This is a genomic window from Ruegeria sp. C11, assembly GCF_056537725.1.
The window spans coordinates 164550-183724 of the sequence record NZ_JBQFSB010000003.1; the positions used below are offsets into that span (position 1 = coordinate 164550).

General features: G+C 58.4%; 20 protein-coding genes. 8 read left to right on the forward strand and 12 right to left on the reverse strand.

What is annotated here, in order from left to right; genetic code table 11:
* Positions 1–16 precede the first annotated feature (16 nt).
* Positions 17–703 (forward strand): hypothetical protein, encoded by a 687-nt coding sequence (locus ACR0NA_RS06785; RefSeq protein WP_480727295.1) that lies wholly within the window; start codon positions 17–19, stop codon positions 701–703.
* Between the two features lie 44 nt (positions 704–747).
* Here the strand turns inward: ACR0NA_RS06785 and ACR0NA_RS06790 are convergent, their stop codons facing one another.
* Positions 748–1161, reverse strand: a complete 414-nt coding sequence (locus ACR0NA_RS06790) for a c-type cytochrome (protein WP_480728030.1) — start codon at positions 1159–1161, stop codon at positions 748–750.
* A gap of 109 nt (positions 1162–1270) precedes the next feature.
* Between ACR0NA_RS06790 and ACR0NA_RS06795 the strand changes: the two genes are divergently transcribed.
* Positions 1271–1708, forward strand: coding sequence for a DMT family transporter (locus ACR0NA_RS06795; protein WP_480727297.1), 438 nt, complete (start codon positions 1271–1273; stop codon positions 1706–1708).
* On the opposite strand, the gene ACR0NA_RS06800 is transcribed toward ACR0NA_RS06795, so the two are convergent.
* Together ACR0NA_RS06800 and ACR0NA_RS06805 are read right to left on the reverse strand one after the other, a co-directional pair.
* The gene (locus ACR0NA_RS06800; protein WP_480727300.1) at positions 1692–2378 is read right to left on the reverse strand and encodes an ABC transporter ATP-binding protein; all 687 of its coding nucleotides are present in this window, start codon (positions 2376–2378) and stop codon (positions 1692–1694) included. The two genes, ACR0NA_RS06795 and ACR0NA_RS06800, sit on opposite strands and share 17 nt — an antisense overlap.
* Positions 2371–3666 carry a lipoprotein-releasing ABC transporter permease subunit gene (locus tag ACR0NA_RS06805; protein ID WP_480727303.1) on the reverse strand — a complete coding sequence of 432 codons (1296 nt, stop codon included), beginning with the start codon at positions 3664–3666 and terminating at the stop codon, positions 2371–2373. The genes ACR0NA_RS06800 and ACR0NA_RS06805 overlap by 8 nt, the downstream gene beginning before the upstream one ends.
* A 365-nt stretch (positions 3667–4031) precedes the next feature.
* On the opposite strand from ACR0NA_RS06805, the gene ACR0NA_RS06810 reads away from it, so the two are divergent.
* The gene (locus ACR0NA_RS06810; protein ID WP_480727305.1) at positions 4032–4397 is read left to right on the forward strand and encodes a hypothetical protein; all 366 of its coding nucleotides are present in this window, start codon (positions 4032–4034) and stop codon (positions 4395–4397) included.
* Between the two features lie 50 nt (positions 4398–4447).
* Here the strand turns inward: ACR0NA_RS06810 and ACR0NA_RS06815 are convergent, their stop codons facing one another.
* The 3 genes from ACR0NA_RS06815 to proS are packed head-to-tail and all read right to left on the reverse strand — an operon-like array spanning position 4448 to position 7619.
* Positions 4448–5356, reverse strand: coding sequence for an O-fucosyltransferase family protein (locus ACR0NA_RS06815; RefSeq protein WP_480727307.1), 909 nt, complete (start codon positions 5354–5356; stop codon positions 4448–4450).
* Between the two features lie 12 nt (positions 5357–5368).
* Positions 5369–6295, reverse strand: coding sequence for a glycosyltransferase family 2 protein (locus ACR0NA_RS06820; RefSeq protein WP_480727310.1), 927 nt, complete (start codon positions 6293–6295; stop codon positions 5369–5371).
* The gene (proS, locus tag ACR0NA_RS06825; RefSeq protein WP_480727312.1) at positions 6279–7619 is read right to left on the reverse strand and encodes a proline--tRNA ligase; all 1341 of its coding nucleotides are present in this window, start codon (positions 7617–7619) and stop codon (positions 6279–6281) included. The genes ACR0NA_RS06820 and proS overlap by 17 nt, the downstream gene beginning before the upstream one ends.
* A 167-nt stretch (positions 7620–7786) precedes the next feature.
* On the opposite strand from proS, the gene ACR0NA_RS06830 reads away from it, so the two are divergent.
* The 5 genes from ACR0NA_RS06830 (at position 7787) to ACR0NA_RS06850 (ending at position 13578) form a co-directional block, all read left to right on the forward strand.
* Complete coding sequence (locus ACR0NA_RS06830; RefSeq protein WP_170650845.1) at positions 7787–9151, forward strand: FAD-dependent oxidoreductase; 1365 nt, start codon at positions 7787–7789, stop codon at positions 9149–9151.
* Positions 9151–10125, forward strand: coding sequence for an isopenicillin N synthase family dioxygenase (locus ACR0NA_RS06835; protein WP_480727315.1), 975 nt, complete (start codon positions 9151–9153; stop codon positions 10123–10125). The genes ACR0NA_RS06830 and ACR0NA_RS06835 overlap by 1 nt, the downstream gene beginning before the upstream one ends.
* Before the next feature lie 89 nt (positions 10126–10214).
* Entirely contained in the window at positions 10215–11288 is a 1074-nt protein-coding gene (locus ACR0NA_RS06840) for an AI-2E family transporter (RefSeq protein WP_480727318.1), read from the forward strand.
* Positions 11289–11972 carry an HdaA/DnaA family protein gene (locus ACR0NA_RS06845; RefSeq protein ID WP_170650848.1) on the forward strand — a complete coding sequence of 228 codons (684 nt, stop codon included), beginning with the start codon at positions 11289–11291 and terminating at the stop codon, positions 11970–11972. It abuts the gene before it with no gap.
* 49 nt (positions 11973–12021) lie between these two features.
* Positions 12022–13578, forward strand: coding sequence for a Ppx/GppA family phosphatase (locus ACR0NA_RS06850; RefSeq protein ID WP_480727323.1), 1557 nt, complete (start codon positions 12022–12024; stop codon positions 13576–13578).
* 26 nt (positions 13579–13604) lie between these two features.
* Here ACR0NA_RS06850 and ACR0NA_RS06855 read toward each other — a convergent pair whose 3' ends face one another.
* The 6 genes from ACR0NA_RS06855 to scpA form a co-directional block, all read right to left on the reverse strand.
* Entirely contained in the window at positions 13605–13976 is a 372-nt protein-coding gene (locus ACR0NA_RS06855; protein WP_480727325.1) for a hypothetical protein, read from the reverse strand.
* Positions 13977–14013: 37 nt separating this feature from the next.
* Positions 14014–15027 carry an endonuclease/exonuclease/phosphatase family protein gene (locus ACR0NA_RS06860; RefSeq protein ID WP_480727327.1) on the reverse strand — a complete coding sequence of 338 codons (1014 nt, stop codon included), beginning with the start codon at positions 15025–15027 and terminating at the stop codon, positions 14014–14016.
* 4 nt (positions 15028–15031) lie between these two features.
* Positions 15032–15712, reverse strand: a complete 681-nt coding sequence (locus ACR0NA_RS06865; protein ID WP_170650851.1) for a molecular chaperone DjiA — start codon at positions 15710–15712, stop codon at positions 15032–15034.
* 45 nt (positions 15713–15757) lie between these two features.
* Positions 15758–16246, reverse strand: coding sequence for an N-acetyltransferase family protein (locus ACR0NA_RS06870; protein WP_480727334.1), 489 nt, complete (start codon positions 16244–16246; stop codon positions 15758–15760).
* Entirely contained in the window at positions 16243–16845 is a 603-nt protein-coding gene (locus ACR0NA_RS06875; protein WP_480727335.1) for a VOC family protein, read from the reverse strand. The genes ACR0NA_RS06870 and ACR0NA_RS06875 overlap by 4 nt, the downstream gene beginning before the upstream one ends.
* Positions 16846–16985: 140 nt before the next feature.
* Entirely contained in the window at positions 16986–19112 is a 2127-nt protein-coding gene (gene scpA, locus ACR0NA_RS06880) for a methylmalonyl-CoA mutase (protein WP_480727337.1), read from the reverse strand.
* Between the last annotated feature and the right edge of the window lie 63 nt (positions 19113–19175).

Genomic DNA, 19175 nt, shown 5'->3' on the forward strand with positions numbered 1-19175 from the left:
CATTAGGCTTCACTGCATGATCCGATGCGTTTTTGTTCTGTTTGCTATTCTTCTCACCACTTGCGGGCGCCCATTGACCGATACCGAACGCGCCTTTGTGCAGAACGTTCACGGCGAATCGCTGGAACTCGACCGTGTTCGCCTTGTCGAAGGCGCACCCGTCGCGCCGATAACCTTTCACCGCAAACCCCGCCCGCGTGTGGCTTGCCGGGAAAGGATACTGCCACCGGTCAAGGAAGAGATCGTGACCAGCAAACCGGCGGCGGTCGCACTGTTCAACCGAGTCTTTTTCACCCGGGACTGGTATCTGGAAGATTATATGTCCGAATACCCGGACGAAATGAACCTGATCGCGGCGATGTTGCTGGCGCACGAGTTGACCCATGTCTGGCAATGGCAAAACCGAAAGGAAACCGGATACCACCCTTTGCGCGCGGCGGCTGAACACGGCTCAAGCGATGATCCCTACCTGTTTGACCTCGACACCTCACCGGATTTTCTGAGCTATGGGTTCGAGCAGCAAGGCGCCATTGTCGAGGAGTATGTCTGTTGCCGTGCTCTGGATCCCGATGCAGCCCGGACCAGACGTCTTCACGACATGCTGGGGAAACACCTGAACCTTGCCGCGCTTCCAACAGATGGGCGCGAGAGCGACGTAGTCATCCCGTGGCGCGGCGCCAAGGTCGAGGGGATTTGCAGCTGAACTGACATCGGCACGAGCTGGCGGAAGTGGGCGCCACCGGTGGCTTAGCTGGGCTGTAACGTCTTCAGGTAGGCAACAAGATCCGCAATGGGTCGGCTGGTCATGATCGGCTGGCCGTCAGGGGCCTTGATTGCCACATCCCTGCCCTCGAAATAAGGGCCGTAGACCGGCATCGGGCTTCCGTGGCTGACCAGCGGCTCGCGACCGTCGATGCGGGCGACAACGCGGGCGGTTGGAAACGCCTCGGCGTCTTTCTGAAGCGCTGTCAGATTTGTTGGCTGAATCACCAGAACCCCTGCCATCGGCCCATGGCCGGTGGCGTCCAGGCCATGGCAGGTCGCGCAATGGTGCAGATACAGGTCCTCTCCGCGATTTGCGTCCTGCGCGAACGCAGCCGTTGCGCAAAGCGCAAACAGTGTTATCGCAGCAGTACCCACTTTGTTTGACAGCCTGCCCATCACGCCCTCCTCGTTGATCATGTTGAATTCCCTGCAATAACAGCCTTGCCCGGGACGCGTTCAGCCGCAATGATCCAGATCAACGATAGCTGACCAGGGAATTCGGGAAATGACTCATTATGCGGCCATCATGCTGGCTGCGGGGATTGGCGTGCCGATCCTTGCAGCGCTTAACGCGGCGTTGGGAAAGTTCGTCGGCTCTCCAACTGCGGCCGCAGTCGTTCTGTTTACGGTCGCGCTTGCGTCGTCAGCGGCCGTTCTGCTGCTGACACCGGGCGCGCAGGCATTCACCAAAATGGCGGACGCGCCCAAACACCTGTTTCTCGGCGGTGTTCTGGTCGCTTTCTATGTCCTGTCGATCACGCATGTGGCGCCTCACTTCGGCGTAGGAAATGCAGTGTTCTTTGTTCTGCTGGGTCAGTTGATCAGTACTGCCGCTATTGATCACTTTGGCCTTTTTGGCGCTCAGGTCACGCCTTTGAGCCTGATGCGCGCCGGGGGCATTGCCGTCATGGCGATCGGGGTTGCGATCACGCAACTGGCCTGAGAACTCCACCCTCCAACCGAACCGCACGGTCCATCCGTGCGGCCAGATCCAAATTGTGGGTAGCAATAAGCGCCGACAGCCCCGAACCGCGCACCAAATCCATTAGCGCCCCAAACACCTGATCCGAGGTTTCGGGATCCAGATTCCCGGTAGGCTCATCCGCAAGCAGGATTTTAGGCCGGTTCGCCAAGGCGCGGCAGAATGCGGCACGCTGCTGCTCGCCCCCGGACAGGGCCGCCGGGCGGTGCGCGGCCCGGGGCGCTATGCCGACCCGGTCGAGCAGTTCCATCGCCCTTTCCTGCGCTGCGCGTTCGGAGGTGCCGTTTGCCAGTTGCGGCAGGGTGACATTTTCAAGGGCGGTAAATTCCGGCAGAAGATGGTGGAACTGATAGACAAAACCCACATCCCGCCGCCGGATTGCCGTTCGGGTGCGATCGCCCTTGCCGGTCGCGTTGTTTCCGGCAATCTCAACCGTCCCGGCGTCGGGCGTATCCAGCAGCCCTGCAATGTGCAGAAGTGTGGATTTCCCTGCGCCCGATGGCGCAACAAGGGCAACGGCCTCGCCCGCGCGCAATTCAAGATCAGCGCCGCGCAAGACCTGAACCTCACCCGGTTTGCCTTTCAGATATGTCTTGGTCAAACCGCTCAACCGCAATGTCACATCATTCATAGCGCAGCGCCTCGACCGGGTTCAGCCGCGCCGCGCGGCGGGCCGGAAAGTAAGTGACGAAAAAGGACAATCCCAGAGACAGCGCCACTGCCTTGAGCACATCTGACAGGTGCAACTCTGCCGGCAGGGCATAGATGCCGCGAATGGACGGGTCCCAGACACCGCCACCCATGGCATAGTTCACAAAGGAAAAGATCGTATCGATATAGATCGCAAACAGGCAGCCGAGGATCACCCCGAACGCCGTGCCCAGAATTCCGGTAAATGCGCCGCAGATAAAGAACACGCGCAAAACTGAACCCTCACTCAGGCCGATGGTACGAAGAATGCCGATATCGCGTCCCTTGTTTTTGACCAGCATGATCAGGCCGGACACAATATTCATCGCGGCAATCAGAACGAGGATCGACAAGATGATGAACATCACGTTGTCCTCGACCTCAAGCGCACGCAGAAATCCGCCCGAAGCGTCTTTCCACGTCCAGACCTGCGTTCCATCACCTGCGGCTTCGAGTATCGGGATCAGTGCGGGCTCGAGTTGTTCCGGCTGGGCAACCATCACCTCGATCTCATCGGCGGCACCTTCACGATTGAAAAAGGCCTGCGCCTGAGCAAATGGCAAATACACCCGCGTGCGATCGATATCGTACCGGCCTGCGGAAAAGACATATACAATTTCATACGCATTCACCCGCGGCGAGGTGCCGAATGCCGTTTTGACCCCGTTGGGTGAGGTCAGTTTAATACGGTCACCTACGGTCGCGCCGATGGCGCGCGCGACACCGGACCCGATGGCGACGACATCTTTTCCATCCTCGAACTGCGAGAGGTCACCGTAAGCCTGTTCGCTTTGCGCTATCCCCGGCAGGTCAAGCAGATCATCGGGCCGGATGCCAAACACCTGAACGCCGGAGCTGCTGTCGCGATTGGTGATCAGAACCTCACCCTTGACCAACGGCGCCGCGCGCTCGACGCCCGGTACCTGCTGAATGCGTTCGGCCATTGCGTCGAAATTCGCAATTGTGCGATCGACCCGACCCTGCGCATCCACCTCGCCTATCGAATAGACGGTGACATGGGCGTTGGCCCCCAGGATTGTGCCCACGAATTCCGAACGAAACCCGGAACGCACCGCCAGCGTCGCAATAAGGGCAAAGACCGCAAGCGTAATCCCGATAAGGGAAATCCACGTCATGACGCTGACTCCGCCTTCGGCACGGCGGGCCCGCAGATAGCGCCAGGCGATCTTCCATTCAAAAGGTGCAAAAGGAGGAGGAGTTACGGCCATTGCTGCTCCGGCAAATCAGATCGGGCGACCCTTGTCCCAAAAGCTTGAGCGGTCAAGTCAGATACCCTGATTGGCAAAACCGCTTCAAGCCGAAAGCGCCAATTAAAAGGCCAACAATGGACACGCCCCGATCCATTGATTCGTCTGGCGTGCACCTTTCAGGAACAGACATGAGGGCTAAATCCCTCACAGCGTGGGGGATTTTGTTTCAAACATGTAAACAAAGTGAGAATGTGAGCGCCAACTGAGTTCGTTTTGCAACGAAAATAGGGTAATATAGTTTCACGTTTTGCCTAGTCTGCGAAATTTTGTCACTCTGCCAAGTGGGGGAACACTTTAACCAGTACCAGAGCGGGGGGTCGCTCATGAATTTTCAAGAGGAATTAGTTAGCCCCGGAATGGCCGGGATTGAAAACAAATCAGCTGAGCTTGATTGCGAAACCGCCGCGTTGCTGCGGGCATCCATCAGACCGCTATTCACAAACGCCGCAAACTGGGGCGCATTGTCCGACATCCTGCGCGAAAAGGGATACAGCCTTGCGTTTCGGGATGGACGTCTGTGCCTGACCGATCAGGCGACGGGTGGCCGGATTTGCGGGCTGAAATTTCTGGGCTTTGAACTGCGCGAACTGGTGCGGCGAATGGGCCGCCCGATGGTTATCGCCCGCGGTGATCATGCGGATGGCGACCTGATCATCGCCCGCCCTGATCCGAAGGTGCGGGAAAGCTGAACAGACCGGGTTGACAAGTCGAGCAGCGTTGTCTGATCGTCGCCCTGCCTTCAGGTTCGATTTGTCCTTTGGCGTTGCCACGCATTCCTGCGAAAGAACTTTCTGATCTTGTACTTGGTGCGCGACTTTGCGCGCTCGCTCATGAACTCTTCACCCGCATCTTCGGCGATGACATCCGTCAGCAATACCTCGGCGTCCCAGGGATCATACGGCACAAGCGAGCGTTTCTTGAGAGAAGGACGATAGAACGATGTCGCAACATCGTTGAACATGGTCGCGGCGAAGGACATGGACGAGTTTGATATGGCCACCTGCCGGGCAAAACACAAAGCCATGAAATCCGTTACAAATCCCGGAGACGGAAGGGGATGCGGCGCATCCTTTGCGGACACCGTATTGAATGCACCAAAATCATCCAACACGCTGTCAAGATCATCACTGGCAACATAGACAGTAAGTTCGCCGACCTGTTCTCGCAGGGTGTCAAGCCAATCCGTGTACCATTCGGAAGGCGCACGAAAGAAAATTCCGGTCCCGTAATCACCCCGCCGCATGTGGACCGCGACAACGGTTCCCGGCAATTCCGAAAACCAACCCTGCAATCTTGCTGCATAATCGGAATAGGGAGATTTGAGCGAAAACTCCCCGCGCAACCGATCCCGTTGCGGCGCGTAGAAACTGGTCGGAAATTGGAAATAGCCGGACACGTCCGCGCCGTCCAACGAGCCGGTCGCATTCCGAATGGGGCAATGCCGGGGATCTTCGAAATTCTCGATCAACTTCCGATCTGGTTCCGGCAGATTGTTGCGGCCCGGCTGAATGTTGAAAATGGAATCCCCGTCCCAGGGCGGATTTGCAAACTCCAGACCATATTTGGCTGCATGAAACGACAGGTACATGTATTGGAAAATCTGGTTTCCAAATCGACCGTTGCCACCGATTTCCGCGTTAGTGATCAAATCCCTGCCACCTTACCCAGAGACGTCCCGATTTACCGGCACCTTACTTTTCCGCCAAAACTGCCATGCCCGGCGACGCGCCTTGCCAAGGCTTTCTTTCAGAGCGGGCCTGAGGGCATCGGGGAATTCATCGATGGATTGCAAGCTGCGACAAAGGCTGAGGGGCATGTTTCCCTGATAATACCAGCTCAGACAATCCGCGACAGTGTAACGCCCTGACAGTGATGCAAAACCGTTCATCAAATTGTACCACGCCATGGCGTAATCCTGTGCAACGCGCGCATCGTCCGCCGATGCGCCGCGCGATGAATATTCCGAAATCGGCATGTTCAGATCGAAACCCGTGGCGCCGCTGGCGAACATGCGAAGCACCAGATCATAATCCGATGCGACCGCGAAACTCAGATCATGCCCGCCAAGTCGATGAAACAGGTCGCGGCGGATGAAAACGGAGTTGTGCGAAAAAGGCATCCGCTGAAGAACCGCCCGTGGATCAGGGGGGCGGTCTTTGACAATCTGTCCGTCAGCGCCGCGTTCGACTGTCGAGCCATAGGCAAAGTCCGGCCCTCGTTTCGCCAGAAGGTCGGCAGCATCGTTCAGTGTGCTGTCCCCTGCAAGCCAGTCATCCGAATTGAGGAACAGGACATACGCTCCGCGCGCCGCTTTCACACCACGGTTCATCGCGTCGTAAAGCCCTTTGTCAGGTTCGCTGATGAACCGTGTGCGTGGAGCGCCTGTAATCAGGTCCTCGGCAAATTCGACGGTCCCGTCCGTAGAGGCACCATCCTGAATGATATGCTCGGCCCGGATACAATTTTGCCGCGCCATGCAATCGATGACGCGGCTGAAACTGTCTCTTCTGCCAGCGGACAAAAGGTTGTGGGTCGCCGTGATGACCGAGATCAGCGGCGCATCGCTATGATCAACTGGCGCGCTCATAAATCTCCGCGACTTTGGTGACGGCTTCTTCGGGGCTCAACTCTTCGCTTTCGCCAGTCCGGCGGCTGGTGAGTTCAACGACACCGTTCTTCAGGCCACGCGGTCCGACGGTGATGCGCCAGGGCAGACCGATCAGGTCCATGGTGGCGAACTTGCCCCCTGCCCGTTCGTTGCGATCGTCGTACAGCGGCTCCAGCCCCAGAGCGGTCAGAGCCTTGTAAATCTTGTCACAGGCCGCGTCCGCTTCGTCATCACCTTGCTTGAGGTTGACGATACCGCAGTGGAACGGGGTCACGCCCTCGGGCCAGATGATGCCCTTGTCGTCGTGGCTGGCCTCGATGATCGCGCCGATCAGGCGGCTGACGCCGATGCCATGGCTGCCCATGTGGACCGGAACCGGCTTGCCGTCAGGGCCTTGCACTGTTGCACCAAGAGGCTCGGAATACTTGGTGCCGAAATAGAAAATCTGACCAACCTCGATCCCGCGTGCCACACGACGGCGTTCTTCGGGGATCTGGTTGAACAGCGCCTCGTCATGCGTTTCATCTGTGCGCGCGTATTTCGAGGTGAACTCTTCCAGTATCGCCTGACACTGTTCGCGGTTGTCATAGTCGATCTCGCGATCCCCGAAGGTCAGATCGGTAACGGCACTGTCGTAGAAGACTTCGGATTCACCGGTATCCGCGAGAACCAGAAATTCGTGCGTATCGTCACCACCGATAGGGCCCGAATCCGCGCGCATCGGAATGGCCTGCAGGCCCATACGCTCATACGTGCGCAGGTAGCTGACAAGGTGACGGTTATAGGCGTGCAGCGCGTCTTCTTTGGTCAGGTCGAAGTTGTAGCCGTCTTTCATGTAGAATTCACGCCCCCGCATCACGCCAAAGCGCGGGCGGATTTCGTCGCGGAATTTCCACTGGATTTGGTACAGGGTCAGCGGCAGGTCCTTGTAGCTGTTGACGTGTCCGCGAAAGATGTCGGTCACCAGTTCCTCGGCCGTCGGCGTATACAGCATGTCACGCCCGTGCCGGTCCTGCATCCGCAGCATTTCCTGGCCATAGTCGTCATAACGGCCGGATTCGCGCCACAGATCCGCCGATTGCAGGATCGGCATCTGGATCGCGATGTGACCGGCACGCGCCTGTTCCTCGTGCACGATGTTTTCCAGCTTGCGTAGTACTTTGAAACCCAGCGGCAGCCAGGAATAGATACCGGCAGCGGCCTGCTTGATCATACCGGCGCGCAGCATCAGCCGGTGGCTGACGATCTGAGCCTCGGAAGGGTTTTCCTTGAGAACGGGCAGAAAGTAACGGCTGAGGCGCATTGATGGACCTTTAAAGGTGTGAATTCGACTGCAAAGGTGCTTAGTCCAAACCCCCGGCGGGGGCAATCGGCCTTTGGTGTTTTTGCGACCTGGGGTCAGTCGGTTTTTTGATTGACCAGCCAGTCACAGAGGCCAAATGTGACAAGAATGAAAAATACGAGGCCCCGATGCAAACCATACATGAGCCCGCGCGCGAGATTCCCGTCGTTCACAAAACGGATGTGCTGGTTGTCGGTTCCGGCCCAGCAGGGTTGGCCGCAGCCTTGGCCGCAGCCCGGGCCGGGGCCGAAGTGTCACTGATGGACAGGTTCGGCTGCATGGGCGGCAACATCACCGCTGTCGGCGTTGAAGGATTCGCGTGGTACCGGCACGAACAGACTGTCGAGGCAGGTGGGATCGGCCTGGAATTCGAAACTCGCGCCCGTGATATGGGCGCCGCCGTGCCGGAAAGTCAGTCACTCAGCTATGAGCTGGACAGCGAAGGGTTCAAGCTGGTGGCCGACAAGCTGGTCGAAGAGGCCGGCGTGCATCCGATGCTCCATCGCCAGTTCGTCGCGCCGATCATGGATGGTAATCGAATTACCGGGGTCATCACCGAATCCAAGGCGGGGCGCGAGGCGATACTGGCCAGAATCGTCATTGACGCAACCGGTGACGCGGATGTGGCGCACCGTGCAGGGGCACCCACCTTCAAAACCGCGCCGGAACAGATGATGGCGGCCTCGGTCATGTTTCATCTGGCCGGGGTGGACAAGCGCGCCTTCATGGAAGGGATCAAGGCCGATCCGCAGACCTACAAGGACTGGGGAGGTGGCGGTGAATGGAACATTGAAACCTCGGGCAAAGAGGACGACATGTTTTCGCCCTTCATCAAAAAGCCATTCGCTCAGGCCATCGAGGAAGGGCTGATCCCGGCGCATCTGAACACCATTGCGGGCACTTGGGGCGCGATGCATGACACGGGTGAGCTAACCTATATGAACCTGATCCATCTGGATGGGGTCGATGGTACCGACCCGGACAGCCTGACAAGGGGCGAGATCGAAGGGCGCCGCCAATCCATGCTGGCCATCGAGGCGTTGAGGCGTTTTATGCCGGGCTGCGAAAATGCGCGGCTGCGGAATTTCGGGATGACCGTCGGTATCCGGGACACGCGCAAGATCGACGCCGCCTACAACATGACCGAGGATGATGTCCGCCATCAGGGCCGGTTCGAGGATACCATCGGCATCTACCCCGAATTCATCGACGGATACGGCATCCTGATCTTGCCGACCACGGGGCGATACATGCAAGTCCCCTATCGCTCGATGCTGCCCAAAGGCGTTCAGGGGCTGCTGGTTGCCGGCCGGTCACACGGATCGGACCGCATCGCCCATGCCGCAACCCGCAATATGGCCTGTTGCGCTGTCATGGGCCAAGGGGCGGGTATCGCAGCAGCCGTGGCGTTGAAAAGCAATCGTGACCTCGATGCGCTGGATCTGGAACCGGTGCGCAACGAGTTGAACAGACAAGGTGTGAGAATTCACTGATGGAACATATCCCGACGATTGACATCTCACCGCTGCGCGATCGCAACCACCCCGGCTATGACGCGACTGTTGGGCAAATCCTGAATGCCTGTACCGGGATCGGTTTCCTTTCGATCACCGGGACCGGCATTTCGCAGGAAGTGGTCGACAATGTGCGCGCCTGTGTCCGGGCTGTTTTCGGGATCGAGGAACAGAGCAAGTGGGATCAGGCCATCACACGCGACAATTATCGCGGCTATATTCCGATGGGATTCTTCACCCCGAACGACGGTTCGGGCAAGGCCGACAAATACGAAGGCTACAAGCTGCATTTTGAAGTCGAAGAAGATGCCGGTATCCGGCAGGACTGCGCGCTTTATGGCCCGAACCTTTGGCCAAGTGAGGTGCCGCAGGCACGCATTGTCCTTTTGGATTATTGGACCCGACTGGACGGGGTCGCCGATATGCTGCTGGGCGCTTTAGAAGATGGGCTGAGCCTGACCCACGGTGCTTTGCGCAACGCGTTCACGAACCCGATGACCAACATGACCTTGTTGCACTATCCCCCACAGGCCCCGGACGAAGGCGGGTATGGTATCCACCCGCACAAGGATACCGACGCCCTGACCATCATCGCCCCGGACCCGGTGGGCGGGCTGGAGGTGCAGACCCGGGATGGCGGATGGATCACTCCGGATTGTCCCCCCGGTGGTTTTGTCGTGAATATCGGCGATATGTTGGAGCTGTGGTCGGGCGGACGTCTGAAATCAACGCCGCATCGCGTGGTCAACACTTCCGGAAAAGAACGGTATTCCTTCCCCTATTTTGCAGTGCCGCGTCATGATGTAATCGTTGCGCCCCTGTTGCCGCCCCTGCCCGGATTCGACCGGCCTGCCGTTCATTGCGGTCACTGGTCGGCCGAGATCTGGCGCACCAATTGGCCCGACGAAGAAGCAGATGATCACACGCCGGAACTGGGCACGTTGCACGTGTGAAAGGCAAAACCTCAATCGCATGAACCGCTTGCATCGCGCGCGCCCTTAGGCCAAGAAATAGGGCAAGAGCTGCAACGAGGGAATGCGCGATGGCTTTGCCGGTGAAAGATCAGCTCAGGTATTGGGGCATTGCGACCGTTGTTTTCGTCCTGATCCTCTGGCTGCTTGGCGATGTTCTGCTGCCGTTTGTAATTGGTGGAGCGATTGCCTATTTCCTGGACCCGGTCGCGGATCGGTTGGAGAAAATGGGCCTGTCCCGCATGGCGGCAACCGCGATCATCACCATATTCGGGATATTGCTGTTCGTGCTTTTGGCCCTGATGGTCATTCCGGCGCTGATCACGCAGCTGATCGATCTGGTTGAAGTGCTGCCCAGCCTGTTTCAGGAGCTGCGCGGCTTTATCGAAAAACAGTTCCCGGCGCTTCTGGACCGTGAATCCAACACACACCAGTTCCTGGTTTCGCTGGGCGAAACCCTGAAATCCAAGACGGGTGAAGTGCTGCAAACCGTCGTTGCATCCCTCGGATCGGCGGTGAATGTGGTTGTTTTGCTGGTCATCGTACCGGTCGTCACCGTCTATCTGTTGCTCGATTGGGACCGGATGATCGCCCGGATCGACGAATTGCTGCCGCGCGATCATGCCCCGGCCATCCGCCAGCTTGCCGGAGATATCGACAAGGTTCTTGCCTCTTTCGTGCGCGGAATGGGGACCGTCTGTCTGATTTTGGGAACGTACTACGCCATCGCGCTAATGATCGTGGGTCTGCAGTTCGGGCTGATCGTCGGGTTTATCGCGGGTCTGGTCACTTTCATCCCCTATCTGGGGGCGTTGATCGGCGGTTCGCTGGCCATTGGCCTTGCCCTGTTTCAGTTCTGGGGCGACTGGGCCTCGATCGGACTGGTCGCGGGTGTTTTCGCATTGGGTCAGGTGACCGAAGGCAACTTCCTGACGCCCAAACTGGTGGGCAGCTCTGTGGGATTGCACCCGGTCTGGTTGCTGCTGGCCCTGTCCGTGTTTGGCGCGCTGTTCGGATTTGTCGGCATGCTGATCGCCGTTCCGGTCGCCGCCGCACTTGGAGTGCTTGCAAGGTTCGCCACATCGCAATATCTGACGAGCCGCCTCTATACGGGCTTGAGCGCGCGGGATCAGGATAACCACTGAATGGCAAGACAACTGAGCTTTGACCTTCCGGCGAAAACCGCGCTGGGACGAGAGGATTTTTTCGTCTCACCGGCGAATGCGCTGGCCGTGGCCATGATTTCAGCGACATCCTGGCCCGGAAACAAGCTGGTGCTGAGCGGACCAGCGGGTGCAGGCAAGACCCATCTGGCACATGTCTGGGCCGGTGAAACCGGTGGTCGGATCGTGCAGGCGTCCGAAATTCGTTTCGACGATGTTCCCGCCCTGTCGCGGACGCCGATCGCGGTCGAGGATGTACCGATGATCGCAGGCGACCCAGAGCAACAGAAGACGCTGTTTCACCTGCACAACCTTGTTCTTGCCGAGGGCAACGCGCTGCTGATGACCGGGCGTCTGGCACCCAACCTCTGGCAACTACCGCTGGCCGATCTGCAAAGCCGGGTCGCGGGTGCGCATCATGTGGCGCTTGACCCGCCTGACGATGCCCTGTTGTGCGCGGTACTGGCAAAGCTATTCATTGACCGGCAGCTCAATCCCGGTCCTGACGTTATTTCTTACCTCGTCAAGCACATGGACCGCCGGTTCGAAACCGCAGCGGAACTTGTCGAACGGCTTGACCATGTGGCGCTGTCCGAAAAACGCGAGATTACGCGAACACTGGCCAGCCGGGTGCTCAATAATGACGCAGGCGCATCCGACAATTGACCGGGCATTCACGATTTCGCATTCTGCCGTTGGCAAGATCGGAAGAGACATGGAAAAATCCGTCGAAACCTCAGACGAAACCAGTGTTCCCGATTGGGACCCATTTGGCCGCCCTCTGTTTGACGATCCCAGTGTAAGAGCCCTGTCGCGTGTCGGCGTTGTCGATGTCGGCTCGAACTCGGTCAGGATGGTCATTTTCGACGGCGCGGCGCGTTCACCAGCGTATTTTTACAACGAAAAAATCATGTGTGCCCTTGGGGCTGGTCTGTCGGAAACCGGCAAGCTTAACCCGGCCGGTCGCACGCGGGCGTTGTCCGCTCTGAAACGGTTTCAGCATCTGGCACGGGATCTGGACCTGCCCCCGCTGCATGTCGTCGCAACTGCGGCCGTACGCGAGGCGAGTGACGGTCCGGATTTCTGTGCGCAGGTCGAAGAAGAAACAGGATTGAGCATCTCCGTCATCAACGGCGAGGAAGAGGCCCGGTTGTCGGCGCAGGGTGTGCTGCTGGGTTGGCCGGGGGCTTACGGATTGATCTGCGATATCGGCGGGTCTTCCATGGAACTTGCCGAGATCGGCGATGGCGACGTCGGACTGCGTGTCACCTCACCCCTTGGTCCGCTGAAACTGCGCGACATCAAAGGCGGGCGTCGGGGCCGCAAGGCGCATATCAAGCAGACGATGGAAGAATTGCGTGACCAGCTTGGGCCGCAGCGGGACCGTCTGTTTCTGGTCGGCGGCAGCTGGCGTGCGTTTGCAAGGCTCGACATGCTGCGGCGAGGATATCCGCTGCAGGTTTTGCATGAATACCGGATGACCACCAAGCAGGTCCGCGAAACCATCAAGTTCATCGAAAAGAACGACCCCGAGAAACTGAGGTCACAGGCAGGGGTTTCGGGGTCGCGTATGGCTCTGGTACCTTATGCGATGGATGTGTTGGGGCGGCTGATCCGCACCTTTAAACCCAAGGACATCGCTATCTCAAGCTACGGTATCCGCGAGGGGTTGTTGTATCAGCAAATGCCGCAGCGTCTGCGCGACCGTGACCCGCTGATCGAAGCCAGCCGTTTCGCCGAGATCAAAGATGCCCGGCTGCCGGGGTTCGGTAAGCACCTGTTCGAATTTGTGATGCCCCTGTTCCGCTCTGCGCCGGAGTCCAGCATACGCCTGGTCAAAGCGGCGTGTCTGTTGCACGACGTCAACTGGCGGGCGCATCCCGACTACCGTTCCGAGGTGTGTTTTGACACCGTGACCCGCGCCAATCTGGGCGGGCTGAAACATTCCGAAAGGGTGTTCATCGGTCTGGCGCTGCAGCACCGCTATCGCAACAAGCGCGAAGGCGACCGGTTCGAGCCGCTTTATGCTTTGCTGGACGACAAAGGCCAGAAGCAGGCAGAAATACTCGGCAAGGCCATGCGGTTTGGCGCAATGTTATGGATGCAGACCGACGCCAGAATGGGCAAGCTGCGTTTCTATCCGAAAAAGCAGAAGCTGGAACTTATTCTACCTTCGGAAACCCTGCCGCTGTTCAGCGAAGTGGCAGAATCACGTTTGAATGGTCTGGGCAGCGCCCTGAAATCCGAAGTGCGCGTTGTCGTCCGGGACTGATCGGCAGACACCGGTAGAACGGCTCGTCAGATATCTGTCCCTTCTGAAGGAGGCTCAGGCTCCTCACCGCTTTCCTCCTGCGGGGGCAGCGTTGGTTTCTTGCGGATGATGATATCACCGTTGGGCAGTATTTCCGGCGCCTCATATGCGCTCCAGTCGTCGACCTGTTCCATAAGTTCGGCCAGTGCCGGGCCCATATTGTCAACAAATGACTGCATGGCCGGCCCAAACTGTAGCGCCAGTTCCCGCAGCGTGTTCAGCGATGGCTCCATTTCCTGTCGAAGGCCCTCGAAAAACAGCTCCGCCCCCTGCTCCATCAGGGATTTGTCGTCCTCCTCTGCTGCTGCTGGCAGCGGCGCCAGCGCAAACAGAACACATATCAGGGCCGATTTACGCATAGCTTGAATATAGGTGTCGGCAATCGGACATGAAAGTCTACAGTTCAATGTCCAGCGTCACGGGAAAGTGGTCCGAAGCAGTCAGCAGTGCATCCCGCAGTTCAGGAACTTTCCAGCATTCTTCGTCGTCAAAAGGATGCCAGATCCTCCAGACCGGGCGCCGGGACTGCAGGTCGCTGCTGATCATGATGTAATCCAGCAGAGCGTCCAGAAAACGCCCCTCCTGTGGCATGGCAAACCGCGCGGTCGCAGGCACCGATTTCGGCCTTAACCGATGTGCCTCGACGGCATGCGGGTCATAAAGCCCCGCCTCCAGAAGAACCTCGACCGTTGAACGCCCGAACAGGTGTTCAAATTCGTCCAGGCCCGGACCGTCATTCAAATCGCCCATGAGAATAACGGCCTCGTCACTGGCCAGATGCGACCGGATGCGTGTGCTCAGCCAAATGGCTTGAGCCAGTTGCTTCCTGCGGTTGGCAATCGAAAGGCGCACGGCCTCGTCCCGCGTTGAGGCCCCATGCGGTGCCTTGGATTTCAGATGCGCCCCGATCAGGCGGAATTCGAATCCCGAGCGCAGCGTCACCGCCAATTCCATAGGTGGCTTGGAAAACCGGACCGAATCTTTGGTGGCATCAACGTCCAGATCGATCTGAAACACCCCGTCAAACCGGGGCGTTTCGGGACCATTGTCCTTGCCGGACGGTTCGCCTATCGGATCATGACGGGCGCTCAGCCGATCGGGGTCGTACAAAAGCGCCAGTTCCTGATGCGTATCATTGGGAAACCCCATCACGGCATGAGAGGTCCGCAGGTCAAACGCGTCCGCAAATCGCTGCAGGGCGCGAACCGTGTTCTGAGTTTTTCCTGTATTTGGCGCTTCGACGATCAGTACCGCATCGGCATCGACAGCGGTTAACACCTTGGCAATCGCTTCGACCTGCTGCGCCTTGGTAACGTCGTGACGCCCGGACCAGCTATCGTCAACGATCAGAGTGTCATCGTTGTCAAAAAGATTGGCGAACCATTCCACATTGTAGGTCGCCAAACGCATGACATCAGACCCGGGCGCCGTTGATCTCGTCCCATGCGCGGTTGATGTCGATCATCTTCTTTTCCGCCAGACGAACCGCCTCTTCAGGCACACCGCGCGCCATCATCGCGTCAGGATGTGTTTCACGAACCAGTTTACGCCAGACCTTGCGAATTTCCGGCAATGACATCTCTCTGCTTACACCCAACACCGTAAAGGGATCAGCGGGCGCTTCGGGAACAAATCGCGCGCGCAGCGCCATGAACTGAGCGTCCGTCTGTCCGAATATCCTGCTGACTTCCTCAAGGAACTCATTCTCGTTGGGGTGATAGAACCCGTCCGCCATCGCGATATGAAAGAGCCCTTCCATCAGATCGCAGAGCGTGGTGTTATCTTCGGCGAACATGCCTTTGATTTTGCGTGCATATTCCTGAAAACCCGCAACATCAGTCCGCGCCATGTTGAAGACCTTGGCGGCCCCTTCTTCGTCTCCGCGCGCAATCTGAAACACTTCGCGAAAGGCTGTCACTTCGTCGCGGGTCACCTGTCCGTCGGCCTTGGCCATCTTGGCGCCCAGCGCAATAACGGCGATGGCAAAGGCCACCGACCTTTCAGGCGGCGTCCGCAGGCGTTCAAAAACCTCCGTCAGGCTTTCGCCCTGGGCAAGCGCACTCAGCGCATCGGATATACGGGTCCAGATCGACATGTCCGCACCCTAACCCGCCCTGATGCAACTGTCAGGTGCGACCAATCATTCCTGAGCAAGAATTTTCTGCATCAGGACCAGATCCAGCCAGCGCCCCCATTTCCGCCCGACCTCCGGCATCCTGCCCACTTCGGAAAACCCGATTGCAGAATGAAATCTGATGGCTGGACGATTATCCGCAGAAATACCCGCCACCAGCACATGAACCCCGTCCACGCGGGCGACTTCCTCAAGCCGGTTCATAAGAGCATGCCCCACCCCACGGCCGCGGGCTTCGGGCTTCAGCTGGATCGTGTGCTCTCGGGAATGCGCGTATCCGGGCCCGCCCCTGAACGGCCCGTATGTCGCAAACCCAACGACGCTCCCATCGGTCTCTGCCACAAGAAACCGCATACCCCTTGCCTTGATATCCCTGACGATGTCCGCTTCTTCGCGCTCCGCCGAATTGAAGGTCACCAGCGTATCCCGAATGATCGCATTGGTTATCGCCATGATGACAGCTGCGTCTTCCGTTTTGGCCTGCCGCACCATCATTCCAGCACGCGCACCCCATGCGGTGTGTCAAACTCGGCCCTCAGCGCGGGTGCACCTTCGACAAATTCAACACAATCCAATTGCCCCAAAATCCCTGCAAGCTCGACGGCCTGCGGATTGCTGATCTCCAGCCTACGCAGACGACAACCGCCGGGTTGCAGCATCTGCGCAGGGTGCAGATTGCCTTTCCATTCAATCAACGCCGGAAACAGATTGTCGAACGGAAGCACCCCGTCGTAAGGAACGGCCATCTTCCAACGCAGGTCACCCCGCACCAAATCGATTGGATCACCGGCATTCACTGAAAGACGATCCAGCATGGCATCCAAGTCATCTACCCGGCAAATCCAGTTGGTCAGCCTCGGTGATCCCGAAAACCGATCCAGGTCAAACCACCGGGGCTGGCCGGGATCTGCCGCCTGCGGGTCAATTGCGATGGCCTCCAGATATAGCCCATCGTCCAGACCCAGAAGTCTGTTGTAAGTTCCGAATCTCTCGTGCCGCCCACCTGCCTGCAACGAGACGCCCAGCGCCTCTTCGACATAGGCCGTGGCCTCATCCAGGGTTTCCCCGGCAACTGCAACATGGTCCAGATTCATTGAGCGCCCCTTTCCCTGATGAAGCTACCGAGAACCGGACCAAACACAAAGGGAATCCGCCGCTTCATCAGGCCGAAAATACTCTCGGGGGGATCGCGCCACAGGTGCGGTTGGGGGGCAGACAGCCCCCCGCATCGGAATCAGCTCCGCGCTTCGCCGATCAAGTTCAGAATATCCTGCGCCGCTTCGGGAATGTTGGTTCCCGGCCCGAAGATTGCCTTCACACCGTGATCATATAGGAACTGATAGTCCTGTTGCGGAATGACACCGCCACAGATCACAATGATGTCCTCCGCTCCGGCTTTCTTCAGTTCCTCAACCAACTGAGGCGCCAATGTCTTGTGCCCGGCTGCCTGTGACGAGATGCCCACAACATGCACGTCGTTGTCGATTGCATCCTGCGCCGCCTCGGCCGGGGTCTGGAACAGCGGGCCAACATCGACATCGAAACCGATATCGGCAAAGGCGGTCGCGATAACCTTGGCGCCACGATCGTGCCCGTCCTGTCCCATCTTGACTACCAGCAGTCGTGGGCGACGGCCTTCGGCATCCGCAAACTCCTCTATCGACTTTTGAATCGCGGCAAAGCCTTCATCCCCTTCGTAAGCGGCACCGTAAACACCAGCCAGCGTTTTCACCTCGGCGCGGTGACGCCCGAATTCCTTTTCCATCGCCATGCTGATTTCTCCTACTGATGCGCGCGCGCGTGCGGCCTCGACCGCCGCTGCAAGCAGATTGCCGCCGCCCTGAGCAACACGGGTCAGATCATCAAGCGCCTTTTTACAGGCCGCTTCATCGCGGGTCGCACGGATGCGCTCAAGCCGCGCAACCTGCGCCTCACGCACCGCCACATTGTCCACATCCAGAATGTCGATCAGGTCTTCCTGTTCCTTGCGGTACTTGTTGACGCCGACGATCACCTCATCGCCCCGGTCGATCATGGCCTGACGCCGCGCGGCACTTTCCTCGATCCGCAGCTTGGGCATCCCGCTTGCCACGGCCTTGGTCATACCGCCCATTTCCTCGACCTCTTCCATCAGGGCCCAGGCCTTTTCGATCAGATCGTTGGTCAGGCTTTCGACGTAGTAGGAACCGGCCAGCGGATCGACCACATCGGTCACGCCGGTTTCTTCCTGCAGCACCAGTTGCGTGTTCCGCGCGATGCGGGCCGAAAAATCAGTCGGCAGTGCAATCGCTTCGTCCAGAGCGTTGGTGTGCAGCGACTGAGTGCCACCCAGAACCGCGCTCATCGCCTCATAGGCAGTGCGGATCACGTTGTTATAGGGGTCCTGCTCCTGCAGTGACACGCCCGATGTCTGACAGTGTGTCCGCAGCATTTTAGACCGTTCGGATTTCGCGCCGAACTCGGTCATCACACGATGCCAGAGGGTCCGCGCGGCGCGCAGTTTGGCGATCTCCATGAAGAAGTTCATGCCGATGGCAAAGAAGAAGGACAGGCGCCCCGCGAACTTGTCCACATCCATCCCGGCCTGCGTTGCGGCGCGAACATACTCACGCCCATCCGCCAGCGTATAGGCCAGTTCCTGCACCAGGTTCGCCCCGGCCTCTTGCATGTGGTAGCCAGAGATTGAGATCGAGTTGAACTTTGGCATCTCGTTCGACGTGAACTCAATGATGTCCGAGATGATCCGCATCGACGGATCAGGCGGGTAGATATAGGTGTTGCGCACCATGAATTCTTTGAGAATGTCGTTCTGGATGGTGCCGGACAGGACAGATTTATCGTGCCCCTGTTCTTCGCCCGCAACGATGAAGCTGGCCAAAATCGGGATTACAGCCCCGTTCATGGTCATCGAGACCGAAACCTTGTCCAACGGGATGCCGTCGAACAGGATTTTCATATCCTCGACTGAATCGATCGCCACGCCAGCCTTTCCGACATCGCCAACCACGCGCGGATGGTCACTGTCATAGCCGCGATGTGTTGCCAGATCGAAGGCGACCGAAACCCCCTGCTGACCCGCAGCCAGATTGCGGCGATAGAACGCATTCGACTCTTCAGCGGTCGAGAATCCGGCATATTGCCGGATGGTCCAGGGCCGCCCCGCATACATCGTCGCCTTCACCCCACGGGTGAACGGACCAAACCCCGGTAGCGACCCCATATGCGGCAGATCGGCGGTGTCGTCCTGCGTATAGAGCGGTTTGACGTCGATGCCTTCCAGCGTCTCTTTGGTCAGGTTGTCCAACGGGCGACCGCGCAGCTCTTTCTCGGCCAGCGCCTGCCAGTCTTTCGTATCGGTCATTGCGATTTCCTTTTCTCAATTCGGATCGCGCCGGGGCAAAACCCGCGCGTTGTTATGTTCCGT